This window comes from Bradyrhizobium sp. BR13661 (assembly GCF_029892425.1).
Taxonomy (GTDB): Bacteria; Pseudomonadota; Alphaproteobacteria; order Rhizobiales; family Xanthobacteraceae; genus Bradyrhizobium.
The window spans coordinates 26800-45483 of the sequence record NZ_JARXWB010000024.1; the positions used below are offsets into that span (position 1 = coordinate 26800).

Sequence of the window (18684 nt, forward strand, 5' to 3'; positions counted from 1 at the left end):
TGCGAGGTTGCATCACCCCCACGCTAGAAGAGCTTTATTGAAAGATCAAATCGGAGCAGCTCCGATATCATGAATGCTGAGGTAAAAGCGCTGACAAAAATCGCTCGCCGCGACCTGTATTACTCGGGATCCCGCGAGGTCGACGAAGTATTGGCTCTGGACACCACGAGCGCAAAGACCTTTGATCTGCCCAAGGTACCCGACAGTCAGGAGCTCGATCCGCGCTTCGAGCAATTTCCAGTGGGTCTGGGAAATCGAACATCGGCACGAAATTTGGGGCAAGCCTGGCAAGATCGCGGTGACCGGCGTTCTGTCGCGCGGACGCATGGGGCGCTTCGACGACGCCGTGGCGCTGGCACAGGCGATCGGCGGGCCTGCCGACACGGCCTCCGTCCGGCAGGTGTGCGGGCGTCAGCGTCAATCTCGAACAGGAGGTGACCCGCGATCTGGGTATCTTTGCGCGCGCGGGCGTCGCGGACGGCTCCGTCGAGTCATATGAGTTCACGGACATCGACACGACGGCGGCCGCCGGACTCTCGCTCTCGGGTGCATCGTGGAATAGACCAAACGACACTCTCGGTCTGGCAGGCGTCATCAACGCGGCGGTCCTATCTCGATGCCGGGAGGCTTGGCATACGGGTCGGCGACGGCTGGCTGCCCAACCCGGGTCCGGAGAAGATCCTAGACAGCTATTACAGCTTTCCGATATCGGTGTGGCGCGCGACCTTGAACTATCAGTTGATGACGAGCCTCGCCTACAATCGGGACCGCTGCCCGGTCTCGGTTTTCGGCGCCCGGCTGTGCGCGCAGTTTCGACGATGCGTCAGCCGCTCAATTGGCGGAGCCGCGGGATAAGCGCCCAGTTGCGCGTAGCCCGCAATCATCGCACCTGAACGACCAGCCACCCGGCTCCCTGTACCAGTCGCCGTCCCGTGCGCATGCCGGACAGGCCGCCGTCCCCCTGTCGGCACGCTCGGCGGCGAGCTTGGCTTCCACCGCCGCCTTGAGCTTGTTGGCACGTGCGATTCCTTCCTCTTCGCCTTCGTCCACCTAGACCACGTTATCCGGAGCGAGCGAGCAGGCGTTGCCCTCGCTGATCTCGATTTGCAGGGTCGCGTGGCCGATCTTGTGGGACTTCCGCAACAGGTGAGCACATTCCATGAGGAATTCGTCGCCGGGATGCCCCGACGGGATCACCAAATGGCAGGTCATCGCGGTTTCGGTCGTGCTGATCGGCCATACGTGAAGATCATGGATTTCGATTACACCTGGCCTGCCGAGAAGGAACGTCCGGACGGCGTCGAGGTCGATCTCGCTGGGCGCTGCGCTCAACGACATGCCCAACGAACTCCGCAGCAAACCCCATGTGCTCCATAGAATGACGGCGCAGATCACCAGGCTCATGGCAGGATCCAACCAAAGCCGCCCCGTCCAGAGGATGAGGGCCGCCGAGATCACGACGCCAGACGACACGGCGGCATCGCCCGCCATGTGCAGGAACGCGCCTTGAATATTTATGTCGCCCTTGCGGCCCCTCGCAAACAGCAAGGCGGTCGCGCCGTTGACCAAGATGCCGATAGCCGCCACCACCATGACGGTGACGCCGGCGACCGGTTCCGGATCCCGGAACCGCTGGATCGACTCCCACCCGATCGCGCCGGTGGCCACCAGCAAGAAGACCGCGTTCAGCAACGCCGCAACGATCGATGAGCCGCGAAGTCCGTAGGTGAAGCGTCCGCTCGGCGCGCGCTTTGAGGCGATCGACGCCGCCCAGGCGACCAGCAGTCCGAAAACGTCACTCAGATTGTGTCCGGCGTCGGCCATCAGCGCGGTCGAGTTCCCAATATAACCGTAGACGGCCTCAGCAACGACGAGACCCGTGTTCAGCGTGATGCCGATCGCGAAGGCCTTGCCAAAGCTCGCCGGCGCATGGACGTGGCCAGCGCCACCATGGTCATGCCGGTGATCATGATCGTCGGCGGCATGCCGGTCCGGCACGCGGGCGTCCCCTCCTCCACCACCATGATCAGCATGATCATCATGCCGATGTGCATGATCATGGTCATGATCGTCTTGCCCGCCCCGTTTTTCTGCGTCAGACATGCAGCACGGCCTCCTCGGCTCTAGTGGCTTCGTCGTCGATTTGGACGGTGACGTGGTCGATGCCGAAATCGTCCTTCAGGACGCGGCGCGCCTGCCGCAGCGCCTCGCGTCCGGACGACAGGTCGGCGACGACGAGATGGCCGCTCATGGCGTCGAAGCCGGACGTGACGGTCCAGACATGCAGGTCGTGAACGGCGGTCACGCCGGGAATTTCGGCGAGCTTCTTCTCGAGCAAACTCATGTCGACGTTCGGCGGCGTACCCTCCATGAGAATGTGCGTGACCTGCTTCAGCAGCGTCCATGTCCTCGGCACGATGAACAGTCCGATGCCGGCACCGATGATCGGATCGGCGAGCGCCCAGCCTTTCCACATCATGAGTAGGGCAGCGACGATGACGCCGATCGAGCCGAGCATGTCGCTCAGCACCTCGAAATAGGCGCCCTTGACGTTGAGGCTTTCGGAAGATCCACCAGCCAGCAGCCGCATGCTGATCAGATTGACGACGAGTCCGATCGCCGCGACGACAAGCATCGGCCCGCTCTGGATCTCGGGTGGCGCCTGGAACCGTTGGTACGCTTCGTAAAGGATGTAGACCGTCAGCAGCAGCAGCACGACCGCGTTGGTGAGCGCGGACAACACCTCCATCCGCAGATAGCCGTACGTCCGCTGCGGTGTCGCTTCGCGCTCCGCGAAACGGATTGCGAGCAGCGCGAGCGCCAACCCGGCGACATCGGTCATCATGTGGGCCGCGTCCGCCAACAGAGCCAGGCTGCCTGTGATCAGACCGCCGATGACCTCCGCCACCATGTACGTCGCCGTCAGGCCGAGCGCCCACGCCAGCCTTCCCGCGTGCTGCGCGGCCGCGGTTCCGGCGGCACCTCCACCGTGCATATCTTCAACTCCCCGGGTTTGAGACTGATTGCGACGAAGCCTGCTCGCTGATCGACCGGCGCAAGCCCGCCTCGAGCTCGTCCAGCAAGAAGAAACTGACGTCGTCCACCGACCCGTGCCCCTTGGCGAAGGGTTGCTCGAGCAGGCGGACGAGGTAGAGCGCGTAGACGAACATGTACGAAATGAATCCGAACAGGATGGCCGATGCCGGATCGCCTTCCGTCTTCAGGAAAAGCATCATGGCGACGATCGAGAACACCAGTGTCTGGACCAGAACGTGTACCGACGGCACGAATTCGATCCGCTGGATCTGGTAGATGCGCAGCATCGACCTGCGCAGCACGTCCTGCGTCGTGCGCAGGCGGACGACGAAATTGGCCGTCATTCCCATCCTTTCGAGCTGGCCGAAGATCGGAGTTAGCTTGCCGATCTCGGCGAGGACGGGAGGGATATCCTTGTGGTCTCGTGCATGGCCCAGACCGGACCGCAGCTTGTCGATCGTCGCCAGCAATATCCGCCGGCATCCGGCCAGATCGAACTCGGCGTTGATCGACGCGAAGGACTCCAGGTCGCCGTCGATAGCCTCGATCGAGGTGCGGATGTCCGCCGGGATACGCTCTGCCTCCTTATAATCGGCGAGCACGCTCGAAAGCAGGAAACCGATGATGAAGATCGCGCCGCCGATGCCGCTGGTCAGCAGGCTGTTGAGTTCGAGGATTTCGAGGCCGTAGTAATGCACGGCCACCTTGACGCAGCCGAGCGCCAGAACGACCACGGCCACCGTGAAGAATAACCGGAATTTCTTGCGAAAGCTGAGGTCCGCGCCCCCGAAGTGAAGGTGCGCGATGATCGATGACGTCATTGCTTTATGATCCACTTTTCCATACGGGCTTCAACGAAACCGACTCCCGTTCCAGATCAATCGTCTGCAGCAGCTATGGTCGTATCCACCGCAATGAACTTCGATTGAGGGGACGCCGGAGACGATCGACATGTCGATTTCAAAAACATTTCCCCGCCAAACCTCCCGTTGTAACCCCGCTCTGGAAAAGAAAACGCGGTGGAGACATCCGCTCGAGGTACAGACTTTCGCTCTGTTCCCGCAACCGATCTGGTCGAAGTGCACTGCGGTGAATTCTTCTCCCGTCCCTCCCTGCAGATACCGCAGGAACCCGTTGCGCACGGTGATGTACTCATCCCCGCATGAGCGCTTCGCCACCTCCAGGGCGGAACGGATAGCGGGAGACAACCGGCTGTACTGGCCGGAAGACAAAGGGACCAACCTCCCCTCGGCCTGCCCGGAAGCACGCGCCATCGCGCCGGAGGTCGTAAGGCAAATCATCAATGCTATGACGAAACGCAACATGAGATCCTCCCTGCTACCGCTACCGACACCACCATCAGGTTTCCCGATCCTGTACGAAGGACACGCCCAGACGCTTTTCCTTGATCCAGACGATCCGGCATTCGTGGCGGACATCGTCGGACGGGATCACCAAAGTGAATTCCCGCGGGACGCCGAGGGGGCTCACGATGTCCAGCATGGCGCCCGACTTCGTCAGATTGCGCACCGTGCAGGAGATCGCAGACCCGCCGAACGAGATCATCCCGGCCTTCAGAACGCGCGACCGCCGCAGTTTGCGTTTGTCTTCCATCAGTGCCTCCCAGCGAGACACGCCTAGTCGACTTTCTTCTCGGCGGCCTCTGCCCGTTCCACGATGTCGCCCTTGGTGAAAAGAATTCCCTTCAACTCCGTGCGCCAGTCGGCCTTCTTGCGCAGGAGGAACTCAAGGTTCATGCCGAAGTGCTTGAACTCTTCTTTTTGCGCATTTTCCATGATCGCCTTCGCGTCCTTGTCCTTCTCGACGGACATGCGCTGTTCGTACCAACTGATCGCCTCCGCTTCCTCGATTAAAGAAGCGATCATGCGCGCGAAGGTGCGGACCTCCTGCGAGAGTTCTTCCGGTGGTTCGTGGTATTGCTCGAAACCCATTTTGTTCTCCTGCTGGTTACGCCGTGAATTGAATGCTAGTGGTTAAAATGAAAGGCGACGCCTGGTGGCAAGGCGTCAGAACTCAGGGGGATTCCCTTCCGACTTGATCTTCTTCGGCCGCCAGCGGCGGGCGTCGAGCCGGCCAATTACCGGCAGAAACTCGAATTCGAGGATCAGGATCACCATTCCGGTCACAAGGGCGGCGATGAGCAATTCGCCGACCCCCGCGAGCATGCCGACCGCCGCCGTCGACCAGATGGCTGCGGCAGTGGTCAATCCTCGGATGGCACCACCGTCCCGCAGGATCATGCCTCCACCGAGAAACCCCACGCCGGTGACAACGCCTGCCATCACTTTTTCGGCGGTCGCCGGAAAATTCTCGACGCCGACGGCGGTGAAGGCGGCCGCTCCCAGACTGACGAGCATGAAGGTTCGGTCGCCGGCCTCGGCACCGCGAAACTCACGTTCCCATCCGATAGGAAAAGCGAGCGCCACGGCGACGCCGATCCGGATCAGCAGCGCCACATCGAACCGCGTGGTCCCGCCACCGTCGCCCGTCGCTGCGAACGCGATTGTCGCGCCGGTTGTCAGCCCGAACATGAGAGCGGCAATTGTGAGTTTGGGCAACGCGTAACGCGCTCCTCTTGTGATGACGGAAATTAGGCTCAATGCTCGGGTTCCTCTACACTCGAAGGATTGTCGGGCAGACGGAGCAAACGCAACGCGTTCATGGTCACCAGAACAGTAGCACCGGTGTCGGCGAGGATGGCCGGCCATAGCCCGGTTAGCCCGACGATGGTGGTGACAAGAAAGACGGCTTTCAGTCCGAGTGCGACAGCAATGTTCTGACGGATGTTGGTCATCGTCCGTTTCGACAGATCGACCATGGCGGCGACGTCGGACACCCGCCCGTGCAGCACGGCGGCGTCGGCCGTCTCCAGCGCAACGTCGGTACCGCCGCCCATGGCGATGCCGACGTCTGCCGCAGCGAGCGCCGGTGCATCGTTGATGCCGTCGCCGACCTTGGCGACCACAAAACCTTCCTTCTGGAACTTGCCTACGATCCTCTGCTTGTCCTCCGGCAACAATTCCGCCTCGACGTCAATGCCGAGTTGTTTGCCAATGGCGGTGGCGGTGCGCCGGTTGTCGCCGGTCAGCATAACCGTCCTGATTCCGGCGTCCGACAAAAGTTTCAGTCCCTTTTTGGCATCCGGACGGGGCTCGTCCCGCATGGCAATGGCTCCGGCGACCCTGTCGTCCATGACGAGGAGGGATACCGTCTTGCCCTCGTCGTTGAGGGCCGAAATCCGGGCAGTCTGGTCCGCAGTGACAGTAGCGAGTTCGGCGGCCGCTTTCGGAGAGCCAAGGAATACCTTGATGCCCTCCACCGTGGCCTGGACGCCTTTGCCGCCGATCGCCTTGGAGTCGGAAGTCGGCGGCACCGACATCTGCTGCCCAGCCGCCCTGGCCAGGATCGCGGTAGCAAGCGGGTGACTGGATCCGGACTCGAGCGCCGCAGCAAAACGCAGGACGTCTCCCTCGCTCCGCTCGAAGGCGACGACATCCGTCACCAGGGGCTTACCCGCAGTGAGCGTGCCGGTCTTATCGAAACAAGCGATGGTAATCTTGCCGATCTGTTCGAGAACGGCGCCCCCCTTCAGCAATAGCCCCCGACGCGCGCCGGCCGACAGGCTGGCAGCGATCGCCGCAGGCACCGAGATAACCAGGGCGCAAGGACACCCGATCAGAAGAATGGCCAAGGCCTTGTAGACCCAGCCGCTCCAGGCGCCGCCGAACAGCAACGGCGGGACAACGGCCACCAGAGCCGCTACCGCCACCACGCCGGGCGTATAGTACCGCGAGAAGCGGTCGATGAAACGCTCGGTCGGCGCTTTCGATTCCTGCGCCTCCTCGACGAGCTTGACCACGCGGGCGATCGTGTTGTCCGCCGCAGCGGCCGTGACGCGCACCTTGAGCAGGCCGTCACCGTTGACGGTGCCGGCGAACAGATTCTCATCCCGGCCCTTCCGGACGGGGGTGCTTTCGCCGGTGACGGGCGCCTCGTCGATTGAACTCTCTCCGGAAACGATGACGCCGTCGGCCGGAATCCGGTCGCCGGGGCGCACCTGAATCGTGGCGCCGACCGTGAGAGTGTCTGCCTCCACCTCACGGACCTGGCCATCGCTGTCCTCCAGCCGGGCGGTCTTCGGCACCAGCTTGGTTAGGTCCTGGATGCTGGCGCGCGCCCGGCTGGCCGCGACGCCCTCAAGCAGTTCGCCGATCAGGAACAGAAAGACTACCGTCGCCGCTTCCTCCGTGGCCCCGATGAACACCGCGCCGACCGCCGCGATCGTCATAAGCATCTCGATCGAAAACGGCGTGCCTGCCATCGCTGCGGAAAACGCGCGCTTGGCGATCGGGATCAAGCCGACCATCATCGCCAGCAAAAATGCCCACTGCTCGGTGGCCGGAACGGCTTTTCCTACGGCGAAAGCGACCGCGAGAGCTCCTCCGGACGCGATGGTCAACTGGCCCTTGCGGGTTTGCCACCAGTTTTGGTCCGTGGGGCCGTGGTCGTGGATGTGGGAATGTCCCGCGTCTTCCTCGGGCGCGGACACTTCAAGCCCAGCGGGTTTGGCCCCGACCTGTTCCGACCCGGTGACGGCATATCCCAGACCCGCGATCTGGCTACCCATCGTCCCGGTATCCGCCTGATCGTGCCTAACAGTGACCGTGCCACCGGCGACGGATACGTTCACCTCCGTAACGCCGGGCATCCGCTGCAGCGCGTTTTCGATCTTGATCGCGCAACCGGCGCAATCCATTCCCTGAACCCGAATCCGCGTGGTGGTGGCCACCGGCGCCTCCTGATTTGTTCGATGTGAATTGGGCATCATGCGGCACTCACTCTTTTGCTCGGCGATGATCGGAGATCCTTTGTCCAAGTCCGGTAGTAGGCGACGGTAGTCATCACGGCGATGCCCGCAAGGCTGACGAGGATTTGAAACGGGATTGAATCGGAGACCAGTTCGATAACGAAGTGGCCGGCGAAAGACAGAAAAACCCCGACGCAGAACACTTCCAGGGAACGCTTTCCGCAAATGATCAGCGGGCGCAGCAACGGAGATTGGAGTCCACGCCAGTGTTCCGGCAGAAACCGCACCACAATGAGTGCAAGCGCCAAGAAATGCGCGATCCGGTAGGGCGCGAGATTGGTCTTGTCGTTGGCGAAGCCTGACAACGACACCGGAAAAAGACTTCCAAGCTGCGGAAACCGCGCCGCCATGACGGCCGCAAGGGAAACCGTCAAGTATGCAAACGCCACCGTTATGACGACCCGGGACCGCAATGTTGGCCGGATCCGCAACGCCCCGCCGCTGGCCACCCATGCGCCGATCATGAAAAGGAATTGCCAGGCAAACGGATTGAAGTACCAGCTACCCACAGGGTACGAGGATAGGTTCCATCCAAAGGTCCGCGCAGCTACGTACAACGCAAAAGACGCCAGAAGAGTGCCGGTTGGATAACGGATGACCGCCCAAAGCGCAGGCGGGAATACTGCCATCAATACGATGTAGAGCGGAAGCACATCGAGATTGAGTGGCTTAAATTCCAGCAACAGTCCGTGCTTCAGTGTCTCGATCGGATCGTCGATCAGATATCGAACATTGAACTCGTCGAGAAGATGCGAATGGTCGTGGGCTTGCGCGACGTACCCGATGGCCGCCACATACGCGACGAACAATAACACGTAAGCGACGTAGATCTGCCAGACCCTGCCAAACAGTAGGCTCGCGCCGATCAGGAAACCTTGCGCACGCATGTAGCGGGAATACACGAACGTCGCCGTGTAACCCGAAATGAAGACGAACAGGTCCGCGGCATCGCTAAAGCCGTAGTTCTTTGTCGTCAGCCATGCGACGGCGTTGTTGGGAATGTGGTCGACGAAGATCGCCCAGTTGGCCGCACCTCGAAATAAGTCGAGGCGGAGGTCGCGCGCCGCTGTGCCGCTATTTGATTGGTCGCCTACGCGATCCGTCATTCCGACATTGCTTTCAACTCGGTTGCACAAGCGCCGCCGGTCCATTGCGGCGAACGCACCGCTACTTCTTGTATATTGCGTTGTCGGACTTGCCCTCGACGGTCTTGATCGGGAGCGCCACCGTCGCCGGGTGCAATTACCGTCATCGCCTCGCCCTGCAACGAGTTTTCACCTGAGGCGGCGAGCGTTACCGTTTCCTTCGCGGTCCCGGTAGCGATCAACAGCGCTCCCGAATAGCCCTTTGTTGCGATGGCATAACCCAGAGCCAAAATTGGATTGCGAATTTTCGCCTCCAGGAAGGTTCCGTCATGACTCACAGTCGCCGTGCCACCCGTCACCGATGCGGCCGCATCTGTAACGCCGGGGACGCGCACCAATGCGGTTTCGATTTTGGTTGCGTAAGACGCGCAGTCCATGCCCTCGACACGAAGTCGCACTTTGATCATCTGTGTCGGGTCAGTCATGGCGCGACCACACTCGCAGCCGGAAGGAACATTTGTGGGGCAGCATGGCGTTCATGTCTTGCCCTCCTGCCGAAGCCGCTTGTAGAGCCTCTCGACCGCGTCGGAAAAATCCGACGTGACGTTCCGCGCGCAATGATCTTCAAGGAAGTGAAGTTGATTGATGAGGTCGAAGGTTGCTGGATTGAGATCGAGCCCATCATCGACGCCGGGCGGCCTGCTCAGGATGATGCCGCTCATGAACCCCTGAGCCCATGCAAGATAGTCTCGGCGAATGACGGGATCATCTCTTACGTCGTCATTGAACCGCTGACAGGTCGTGGCGCCCAGGCCGACGATCCTTGCCTTCCTCGCTTCCGCTCGAAGTTCTCCCGATGCATCGGTTGCGAGCAGAAAAACGAGAGAAAGTGCCGACACCGCTACCGCGTGGCCGCGGTCACGTCGTCCAAAGACGGACGTACCGGCTTTGTGCGGGCATCGTCCGCGCTTAGAGGTGTTCCGTCCGATTGACATCGACCTGGTGCTCGCGCCGGTTACTTCTTGAATTTGGCCTGTCCCGATTTTCCTTCGGCCGTCTTGATCGTGAGGGTGATTGTTACGCCCCCCGCGATCGGGCTCTTTGCATCGCCTTTCAGTGAATTCTCGCCTTGAGGGTCAAGCGTAACGGTCTCCCGTCCTGCGCCGCCGGTGATGAGCACCGCGGCGCTGTAGCCTTTGGTGGCGATCGGCGTGTGGTTCTTCGCATCGAAGACGTTGATCGTGACGGAATTGCCAGAAGTCATTAGTTCGGCGTCGATACCCGCCACATCGAGCATCAGGCCGCCGTTCGGCCCTTTTTCGTACTCTTCGGCAAAAGCCGGGGCTGTAAAGAAAAGGCTGGTGATCAACAACAGCGCGTATTTCATGACGTTGCTCCTTCGGTGGCTGGTGATTTCGATTCGCCGTTCTCCAAGTCCTCCCGCCTGAACAGGACGTAGAGGGCCGGTAGAACCAACAAGGTGAGAATGGTCGACGAGATGATTCCGCCGATGACGACGGTCGCCAATGGTCTCTGCACCTCCGCGCCGGCGCCGGTTGCTATCGCCATCGGAATGAAGCCAAGAGATGCGACCAGTGCGGTCATCAGGACCGGCCTCAGCCGAGTGAGCGCGCCTTCCTTGACCGCTTCGACGAGCGGATGACCCTCGTTGCGCAGCTTTTCGATGAAAGTGATGATGACGAGACCATTGAGCACTGCTACGCCTGACAGCGCGATGAAGCCGATGCCGGCGCTGATCGACAGGGGGATTCCGCGGAGCAGAAGCGCGATAATTCCGCCCGTCAAGGCAAGCGGGACGCCGCTGAACACCAGGAGCGCGTCGGGCATCGATCCCAGGCTCATGAAGAGCAGCAGGAAGATCAGAAGCAGGGCTATCGGTACGACGATGGTCAAGCGCTGCGTGGCCGAGACCAGTTGTTCGAACTGACCGCCCCACCCGATCCAGTAGCCCGCCGGCAGCTTCACTTTTTGCTCCACTTGGCTCTGAGCGTCGGTGACGAAGGACCCAAGGTCGCGGCCCCTTATGTTCGCCGTCACGACTATTCGCCGTTTCCCGTCTTCCCGACTGATCTGGTTGGGACCCGGCGCTACATCAATCTCGGCAAGCTCGGACAGCGGGACGTATCGGATCTGGGACAACGGAGAATTACCGAGCCTCGCAGGAATGGCCTTTGCCGGGTTCTCCAGCGGAGGCAAAGGCACCGGAAGCGCCTTCAGTGCGGAGATATCGGAGCGCAGATGCTCCGGAAGGCGGACGACGATGTTGAAACGGCGGTCGCCCTCGAAGACCATCCCGGAGTTCTTGCCGCCGACGGCAATTTCGACCAGATTCTGCACGTCGCCGACATTTATTCCATATCGCGACAAGGCCTGACGATTGAGCTTCACGGTAAGGACCGGGAGTCCGGAAGCCTGCTCGGTCTTGACGTCGGCCGCCCCCTGGACGTTTTGAAGGACCGCCTGAACTTGAGCAGCAGTTTGGACGAGCACATCAAGGTCGTCACCGAATATCTTCACGCCGACGTCGCTGCGGACACCCGAGATCAGTTCGTTGAAGCGTTGCTGAATCGGTTGCGAGATTTCATAGACGTTGCCCGGAATTTCTTCGGCGGCTTCCTGGATCTCGGACACGACGGCGGCCTTCGACTTTTCCGGGTCGGGCCATTCTTTTCGCGGCTTCAGCATGACGTAACCGTCCGACGTCGACGGCGGCATCAGGTCGGTTGCGACCTCCGCGGTGCCGGTGCGCGCGAACACTTCCCTCACCTCCGGAATCTTGATCAGCCGCTTCTCGACCATCGCTTGCATTTCCAGTGACTGCGTCAGGCTGGTTCCCGGGATCCGTATGGCCTGCAGGGCCACGTCCCCTTCGTCGAGGCTGGGGATGAATTCGCCGCCCATCCGGGACGCAGCTATCCCGCAGACGACTATCAACAGTGCTGCGATCACGGCGACGCCGTACTTGTTGCGAATGGAGGCTGAAAGCAACGGCGTATAGACATGACGCGCACCGCGCATGAACCAGTTCTCATGCTCGGACACCTTGCCGGTCACCAAAAGGGCCACGGCGGCAGGTACGAACGTCAGCGACAGGATGCTGGCGCCGGTGAGCGCCATCAGCACGGTCAATGCCATCGGCGTGAACATCTTTCCTTCGACACCGGTGAGTGTGAGGATCGGCAGGTAGACCACACCGATGATCAGCGTGCCGAACAGGCTCGGGCCGATGACTTCCCGCGATGCCGCCAAAATCGTCTCGAACCGCTCCTGTCGGTTCAGGACGCGCCCCAATCGCTGCTGTTCATGTGCCAGCAAGCGCAGGCAGTTCTCCACGATGATGACGGCACCATCGATGATGATGCCGAAATCGATGGCACCGAGACTCATCAGATTGGCGCTGACCTTGTTCTCGACCATGCCGGTGATGGTGAACAGCATGGACAGCGGAATGACGAACGCCGTGGCAATCGCCGCCTTGAAGTTTCCCAGGATCATGAACAGGATCACGATCACTAGCAGCGCGCCTTCGACCAGATTCTTCTCGACCGTCGCGACCGTTGCTTCGACCAGTCGTGTTCGGTCGTAAACGGCCCTGGCGATGACGCCGTCGGGCAACGATCGGCCGATCTGCTTCAGTTTGGCCGCCACCCGCTGCGCCACCGTCCGGCTGTTCTCGCCGATCAGCAGCATCGCGGTTCCGAGTACCACCTCATTTCCGTTCACTGTCGCCGCGCCGGTCCGCAAATCCTTGCCTTCCCTGACGTCCGCGATGTCGGAAACCCTGACCGGTACGCCGTTCCGGGAGCCGATCACGATTTCCTTGATTTCTTCGATATTCGCTACCTGCCCCGGGGTGCGGACGAGATACTGCTCGCCGTTACGCTCGATATAGCCTGCGCCGACGTTGGCGTTGTTCGATGCCAGCGCCGTCATCACTTCCCGAAAACTGAGCTTGTAGGCCATCAATTGAGCGGGATCCGGTAGCACGTGAAACTGCTTTTCGAAGCCACCTATTGTGTTGACCTCGATCACGCCGGGAACGTTTCTCAACTGCGGCTTGATGATCCAGTCCTGGATCGTCCGCAAATCACTGGGCGTGTACTCGCCGCCGCCCGCCTTGCGGGCCTCCGGCTTTGCCTCCACGGTAAACAGGTAAATCTCGCCCAAGCCCGTCGACACCGGCCCCATGGCCGTTTCGATGCTGGGAGGAAGCTGGTCCTTGACCTGCTGAATCCGTTCGTTGACCAATTGCCGGGCAAAATAGATGTCCGTGCCGTCCTTGAAGATGACCGTGACCTGGCTCAAGCCGTAACGGGACTGGGAGCGCGTGCTCTCGAGATGAGGGAGCCCTCCCATCGCGGTCTCGATCGGAAACGTAATCCGCTGTTCGACTTCGAGCGGCGAATAGCCGGGAGCCCGGCTGTTGATCTGGATCTGGACATTGGTGATATCCGGCACGGCGTCGATCGGCAGGCGCGTGAAATTCCAGGCGCCGAAGGCGGCCATGATCAGTACGCCGATCATGACAAGCCATCGTTGTCGGATGGCGAAGGATAAGATTGCTTCAAGCATCGGACTTCTCCGGGCGGCGGCCGATCTCTCTTATCCGGGCAAACGCGTGGACAGGCGTCGTGAACACCACGCCGTCGCCCTTCCTGCCGGTCCATGCTGCCGTGGCGATGAGCCCGCAGATCTCGTCGGCCAGTTCGGACCGGCAGACCAGCCTCAATTCCAGGTATTGGTGATATGTCAGGTCCGTATCGGTCGAGACATAGCTGCCCCCTTGTCCGCGTCCCCTTCCTTGCCCCCGCACCTCGTCGAAGGTGAAGCCGGGAAAATCCGGAAGGTCATGGAGCGCGCGAACGACGTGGCCTTCCATGTGAGGCCTGATCAACGCGGTAATCAACGTCTTGCTGCTGTCAATGCTCATCTCCGCCCGCTCCCTTGGTCATCTCCGCCTTCACGATGAAGCTGTTCTGCGCCGCGTAGACATCGCCATCGAGAACGCCAAAAAGGATTTCGACGATCTGCGGATCACGGTCGCCAACCTCGACGTCGCGGGCCTCGAATTTCTCGCCGTTTCGGACGAACACGACCGTGCGATTTTCCACCGTCTGCAGCGCCGACGACTTCACCGCGACGCCGACCTTTTTTGCGGACAACGTCAGTCGTCCGGTAATGAACAGTCCCGGGCGCAGTCGTTGGCTGGAATTGGTTACGATTGCTCTCGCGATCGCACTTTGGGTGTCGCTGCTGCCGACCGGCGATAAATAAGAAACCTTGGCTTCTATCGCCGGCCCGCCGTCGGCGGGATCGATGAGTATCTGATCACCGATGCTCACGCGTTTCAGATCACGGCGGTAGACAGAGAAATCCACCCAGACGTTCGACAAATCCGCTACCACGAATGCCGATTTCTGCTCGGAGACGAACTCACCCAGCGAGATCTGGCGATCAATGACGGTGCCCGCCAGCGACGCCTTCAGTTCATACTGCGTTAGGCTTTGGTTGCTTTCAATGACCGCCAGGACGTCACCCTTCTGGACGACATCGCCGATCCGCTTGCGCACGTCGCGGACGATCCCGGGAAATCGTGGCGTGACCTGGACGAGCGATTCCTGGTTCGGCTGGACGATGCCGTTCAAGAGGAGGCTGTCCCTCAGCACGCCGGGTGAAGCCTTCGCTAGTTCAATTTTGGCCGCCTCGATCTTGGCGTCGCTCAAGGCGACGCTATCGGAATGTTCTTCCTTCTCGGCCTTTTCGGCCGGCGTCGTCTTCGACGTCGCCGGCAGCAGCATCCGGTAGCCGCCATAGGCGAGCGCTGCGGCCAGCAGGATAAAGATGGAATAACGGATCAGTCCCTTAATCATCGTGCGCTCTCGCGGGTTAGCGTAAACGGATTACCGGCAAGACCTTCGATGGTCGCGATGGCAACATGGAAATTCTGCAGTGCCTCCTGTTCGCGCAGCAGCGCCTGCAACAGCGCCCCCCTGACGTCGAGCAGTTCCAGCAGGGTGAAACGGCCTTGCGAATAGCCGCTGAAGATCGTCTCGGAAGCGCTGCGCGCATTGGGAATGACTGAAGACCGCAGCAGTTTAATCTCGGCCAGGGCGCCCGTCAGCGTGTCATAGGCCCGGCCGACGATGCTGATCAGGACCAACTTGTTGATCGCCCGCTCTGCGCCGGTCTTCGCGAGCGATTCCTGGGCGGCGATGATGTTGCCGGTATTCTGGTCGAACACCGGAATAGGAATCGAAACACCAAGCCGGACCGCATTGTCGTTGGTGTCCTCAAAGTGGCGCCAGCCAGCCGAGATGCGGGGGTCGGGAATTGCTTTCAGACGTGCAATGAGGAGTTCGGCATTGCGTTGTGCTGTGACCGCGGTCCAGCGCAATAACTGCGGATTGGCTTCGATGGCCTGGACAATTGATTGGAATGATGGCGGCTGACCAATATTGCTGAGCCGCCCGACAGCATTGCCGAAGTGCGGGCTGCTGTCGCCCATGAGTATCGCGAGATCACGGCGCGCCAGGGCCAACTGGGTTTTGGCGCGCTCGCGCTCGACGCGGAAAAGGTCGGCTGCAACTTGCGCCCTTAGAGTCTCGGCCGGCGAGGAAGCACCTTCCTGGACGCGCTTTTGCAGCAATGGGATAAGCGGGTCGAAGCTTGCGATCTGCTCGTCGAAGATTTCGATGCGGCGTTGCAGACTGATGATGGTGATGAAAGCGATCGCGGTCTCGGACAACACCTCCAGCCGCGTCGCCCGCCGCTGCCAGACGGCGGCGCCGATGCCTGCCTCCCCCGCCGCAATCCGCGCCTCCCGCTTGCCGCCCAATTCGACCAGTTGGCTGAGTTGCAGGTTGGTTTCAGCCGAGCGTAAGCCCTTATAGCGCCCCGACCCCAACGCGTTGTCGAGTTCGAACGAAACATCTGGATTGGGAAGCACACCAGCCTGGATTCGAAGTCCCCCCGCGATGCCGATATCGCGCTCGGCCGCCGTCAAGCGCGGGTTCGCCGCCAATGCACGCTGCAATGCCTGCGGCAGGGAGATTGCGCGCGAAGAACGTTCGGCAGCCTGGACTGGGATTGTAAATACAAGAAATGCGCATGTCAGGCGCAGAGCATCTCGGACCAAAAACATACAAACGACCTGAAAAGCACGAAGAACGACGGCGCGGCCAGACCGCGCAGCGGCGATACTCAGGTCAGATGTTTTGGCGGCGGCGTATCAAGCCGAGGATGGTCTTCAAACTGGAGCTTTGGCGATACGAATGCCAGTTTGACCGGACGTGCGGAAGGCCCCGCATCCGGGACGACGGCGGGCATCAGCACCGGTGCGCACACGTAGCAATGCCCGGCGACCACGGGCGATTTCTTCGAGCCATCCTCATCCGGACCATTGTCCGGGATACTGCCAATGTCAGATGACATAGTGGCCGCGACAGCCTCGTCTGTGCACGAAATAGAATGCGCCAGACCGACGAAAAGATAGGAAAAAGCAAGCAACATCAACAGCGTCCGGCGAAGTCCGGATGCCTGCAGTCTTGTCAATCTTTGACCGACCTGACGTTCCATATTCTCCGGTTAGCAAATTCCATTGGCGAACACTATTACAATGTTAGCCCAAGGCCCGGGAACTCCTCGGTTTTCGGAAATTTGATTTTACAACCGCCTTGCCCTAGCTGTGCCGGCTGGCGACCGATTTCGCAAAACTTGGGAGTATCGCGGTGGGTAAAGGTCATTCGCACGGAGGCGCAATTCCGTCAGCGGCGGGACGTCACCGCAAGCCGCTCTATGCGGCGCTGGCGCTGACGTTGACTTACATGACAGCCGAAATCGTCGGCGGGATCTGGACGGGTAGTCTCGCGCTGATCGCGGATGCCGCGCATATGGCGACGGATGCCGGTGGCCTCGGATTGGCGCTGTTTGCGATCCATTTCGCGCAAAAGGCTGCTACGCCGCAGAAGACTTACGGTTATCTACGGACCGAGATTCTTGCCGCGCTGGTCAACGCAGTGGTGCTCCTTCTGCTGACCGTCTACATTTTGTATGAAGCCTACCAACGTTTTCGCTCTCCACCGGAAATACTGGGTGGCCCGATGCTGGCCGTTGCGGCCGTCGGATTGGTCGTGAACCTTCTCAGTATGAAGCTGCTCTCTGTGGGATCATCGGAGAGCCTCAATGTCCAGGGCGCCTACTTCGAAGTACTCAGCGACATGCTGGGATCGTTGGGCGTGATCGCTGCGGCGCTAATTATCATGTACACCGGTTGGACGCTGGCGGATCCGATCATCGGCGCGGGCATCGGCCTCTTCATCGTGCCGCGCACCTGGAAGCTGTTGAGCCAGGCGGTCCATATCCTGATGGAGGGCGTACCTACCGAAATCGATCTACCGGAGCTCGAGAAGACGTTGCTGCGTATCCCAGGCGTCGTTGCCGCTCACGATTTGCACGTCTGGACGATCACATCGGGGACGGACTCATTCACCGGACATGTCGTCGTGTCCGACATGAAATACGCAGCCGCGGTCCTGAAGGGCGTAAAGGCCATCTTGGAAGAAAAGTTCAAGATCGATCACGTGACCATTCAGGTCGAGAATGAGGAGATCCGAATGGCAGAGCCGACCCTGCGGGTCTAGAGATGCGGAACCATTTTTGAGGCTGGCAAGACGTGCAGTACCGGGAAACGCAACCATATCGCAAGTAATCACTTTGATCGTTCGCTCGGTCTGCGCTGCAAGATGCCGCATTGCGGAGTTTAGGCAGTCAGCGTTGTATCAGAGAATTGAATGGCGCGTGATTCGCTTCCGAAGGGACAGCAGTGAGCGAAACTACACTCATCCATCTCTCGCGCTTGATGGCCCTCAGGCGCAGGCTCGATGTTGCCGCAAACAACGTTGCGAACGTCGAAACTACCGGTTTTCGCGCTCAGCAAATTTCGTTTCATGAATATTTGAAGCCTGAAAAGGGGGAGGAGATCGGAATTAAACCTGAGCGTCCCCTCTCTCTGGTGGATGCGGCGTTTGCCTTTACGAACACGTCAGCCGGGGCGATACGGACGACGGGAAATCCTCTCGATCTGGCAATCAAAGGCAACGCCTATTTCGTGGTGCAAACATCTCAGGGAGAACGCTACACCCGAGACGGGTCATTTAGCCTGGATGGAACTGGCCGGCTGGTGACCATGGACGGGCAGCCGGTTTTAGCCGACAGCGGCACGGTAAACGTGCCTGTCCAAGCTGGAGCGATCAATATCAACGCAGGGGGTAGGATTTCGACCAAGCTTGGGGACTGGGCCGATTGCGACTCGCGAGTTTTTCTGCGCGGGCAAACATTCAGGCGGTGGGCGGCAACCTTTTTAGCTCGGATCGCGTACCAGAGGCGGTGAAGGCTGGCTCGGCGACGGTTTTGCAGGGCGTGACTGAAAAATCCAACGTTCAGCCAACCATAGAGATGAGCCGACTCATCGAAATTAACAGATCGTACGAGTTGGCGAGCAAATTGTTGAAAGATTTACAGGACCCGACTGAGCTAAGCAAGTTGGCTAACGTACCGGATTAGTTCGCCAGAACTCCCATCGGTGGTCTAGTTGCGAGTCCCCTCTTCAAGCCATTTTACCTGACAGGGCGAGGAGGCTAACATTGGTGTGTCATC

The 18684-nt window shown here is 60.3% G+C and carries 21 protein-coding genes; 4 read left to right on the top strand and 17 right to left on the bottom strand.

From position 1 onward, the window contains the following. The first annotated feature begins 434 nt into the window (after positions 1 to 434). Positions 435 to 893, top strand: a complete 459-nt coding sequence (locus M2427_RS30315; protein ID WP_280710552.1) for a carbohydrate porin — start codon at positions 435 to 437, stop codon at positions 891 to 893. Positions 894 to 1050: 157 nt separating this feature from the next. Here M2427_RS30315 and M2427_RS30320 read toward each other — a convergent pair whose 3' ends face one another. From M2427_RS30320 to M2427_RS30400, 17 genes are all read right to left on the bottom strand, one after another. Then, positions 1051 to 2103 (bottom strand): cation diffusion facilitator family transporter, encoded by a 1053-nt coding sequence (locus M2427_RS30320; protein WP_280710553.1) that lies wholly within the window; start codon positions 2101 to 2103, stop codon positions 1051 to 1053. Beyond that, a complete protein-coding gene (locus M2427_RS30325; RefSeq protein WP_280710554.1) occupies positions 2096 to 2995 on the bottom strand; it encodes a cation diffusion facilitator family transporter in 900 nt (299 codons plus the stop codon). The genes M2427_RS30320 and M2427_RS30325 overlap by 8 nt, the downstream gene beginning before the upstream one ends. A 4-nt stretch (positions 2996 to 2999) precedes the next feature. Continuing rightward, positions 3000 to 3857 (bottom strand): hypothetical protein, encoded by an 858-nt coding sequence (locus M2427_RS30330; protein WP_280710555.1) that lies wholly within the window; start codon positions 3855 to 3857, stop codon positions 3000 to 3002. A 30-nt stretch (positions 3858 to 3887) separates the two neighbouring features. After that, complete coding sequence (locus M2427_RS30335; protein ID WP_280710556.1) at positions 3888 to 4361, bottom strand: hypothetical protein; 474 nt, start codon at positions 4359 to 4361, stop codon at positions 3888 to 3890. Positions 4362 to 4395: 34 nt separating this feature from the next. Then, a complete protein-coding gene (locus tag M2427_RS30340; RefSeq protein ID WP_280710557.1) occupies positions 4396 to 4650 on the bottom strand; it encodes a PilZ domain-containing protein in 255 nt (84 codons plus the stop codon). A 23-nt stretch (positions 4651 to 4673) separates the two neighbouring features. After that, entirely contained in the window at positions 4674 to 4988 is a 315-nt protein-coding gene (locus M2427_RS30345) for a hypothetical protein (RefSeq protein ID WP_280710558.1), read from the bottom strand. Between the two features lie 75 nt (positions 4989 to 5063). Beyond that, complete coding sequence (locus M2427_RS30350; protein ID WP_280710559.1) at positions 5064 to 5513, bottom strand: MgtC/SapB family protein; 450 nt, start codon at positions 5511 to 5513, stop codon at positions 5064 to 5066. Between the two features lie 140 nt (positions 5514 to 5653). After that, entirely contained in the window at positions 5654 to 7846 is a 2193-nt protein-coding gene (locus M2427_RS30355; RefSeq protein WP_280710560.1) for a heavy metal translocating P-type ATPase, read from the bottom strand. A 35-nt stretch (positions 7847 to 7881) separates the two neighbouring features. Beyond that, a complete protein-coding gene (locus tag M2427_RS30360; protein ID WP_280710561.1) occupies positions 7882 to 9030 on the bottom strand; it encodes an OpgC domain-containing protein in 1149 nt (382 codons plus the stop codon). Next, a complete protein-coding gene (locus tag M2427_RS30365) occupies positions 9027 to 9494 on the bottom strand; it encodes a heavy-metal-associated domain-containing protein (RefSeq protein ID WP_280710562.1) in 468 nt (155 codons plus the stop codon). Before M2427_RS30365 ends, M2427_RS30360 begins: the two co-directional genes overlap by 4 nt. Before the next feature lie 51 nt (positions 9495 to 9545). Continuing rightward, positions 9546 to 10004, bottom strand: coding sequence for a hypothetical protein (locus M2427_RS30370; protein ID WP_280710563.1), 459 nt, complete (start codon positions 10002 to 10004; stop codon positions 9546 to 9548). Positions 10005 to 10024: 20 nt separating this feature from the next. Continuing rightward, positions 10025 to 10396 carry a hypothetical protein gene (locus M2427_RS30375; RefSeq protein ID WP_280710564.1) on the bottom strand — a complete coding sequence of 124 codons (372 nt, stop codon included), beginning with the start codon at positions 10394 to 10396 and terminating at the stop codon, positions 10025 to 10027. Beyond that, positions 10393 to 13602: a CusA/CzcA family heavy metal efflux RND transporter gene (locus tag M2427_RS30380; protein WP_021078731.1), complete on the bottom strand. Its 3210-nt coding sequence runs from the start codon at positions 13600 to 13602 to the stop codon at positions 10393 to 10395. The genes M2427_RS30375 and M2427_RS30380 overlap by 4 nt, the downstream gene beginning before the upstream one ends. Beyond that, entirely contained in the window at positions 13595 to 13960 is a 366-nt protein-coding gene (locus M2427_RS30385; protein WP_021078730.1) for a P-II family nitrogen regulator, read from the bottom strand. The genes M2427_RS30380 and M2427_RS30385 overlap by 8 nt, the downstream gene beginning before the upstream one ends. Next, positions 13950 to 14900, bottom strand: a complete 951-nt coding sequence (gene ihpB, locus M2427_RS30390) for a divalent metal ion exporter adaptor subunit IhpB (protein ID WP_021078729.1) — start codon at positions 14898 to 14900, stop codon at positions 13950 to 13952. The genes M2427_RS30385 and ihpB overlap by 11 nt, the downstream gene beginning before the upstream one ends. Continuing rightward, the gene (ihpA, locus tag M2427_RS30395) at positions 14897 to 16171 is read right to left on the bottom strand and encodes a divalent metal ion exporter subunit IhpA (protein ID WP_035651194.1); all 1275 of its coding nucleotides are present in this window, start codon (positions 16169 to 16171) and stop codon (positions 14897 to 14899) included. Before ihpA ends, ihpB begins: the two co-directional genes overlap by 4 nt. Before the next feature lie 59 nt (positions 16172 to 16230). Then, positions 16231 to 16605: a hypothetical protein gene (locus M2427_RS30400; protein WP_080324595.1), complete on the bottom strand. Its 375-nt coding sequence runs from the start codon at positions 16603 to 16605 to the stop codon at positions 16231 to 16233. A 152-nt stretch (positions 16606 to 16757) separates the two neighbouring features. Here M2427_RS30400 and M2427_RS30405 point away from each other — a divergent pair, with 152 nt between their 5' ends. From M2427_RS30405 to M2427_RS30415, 3 genes are all read left to right on the top strand, one after another. Then, positions 16758 to 17669: a cation diffusion facilitator family transporter gene (locus M2427_RS30405; RefSeq protein ID WP_021078727.1), complete on the top strand. Its 912-nt coding sequence runs from the start codon at positions 16758 to 16760 to the stop codon at positions 17667 to 17669. A gap of 182 nt (positions 17670 to 17851) precedes the next feature. Beyond that, complete coding sequence (locus tag M2427_RS30410; protein ID WP_280710565.1) at positions 17852 to 18418, top strand: flagellar hook-basal body complex protein; 567 nt, start codon at positions 17852 to 17854, stop codon at positions 18416 to 18418. After that, positions 18415 to 18591 carry a flagellar basal body rod C-terminal domain-containing protein gene (locus M2427_RS30415; protein WP_280710566.1) on the top strand — a complete coding sequence of 59 codons (177 nt, stop codon included), beginning with the start codon at positions 18415 to 18417 and terminating at the stop codon, positions 18589 to 18591. Before M2427_RS30410 ends, M2427_RS30415 begins: the two co-directional genes overlap by 4 nt. Positions 18592 to 18684: the final 93 nt, after the last annotated feature.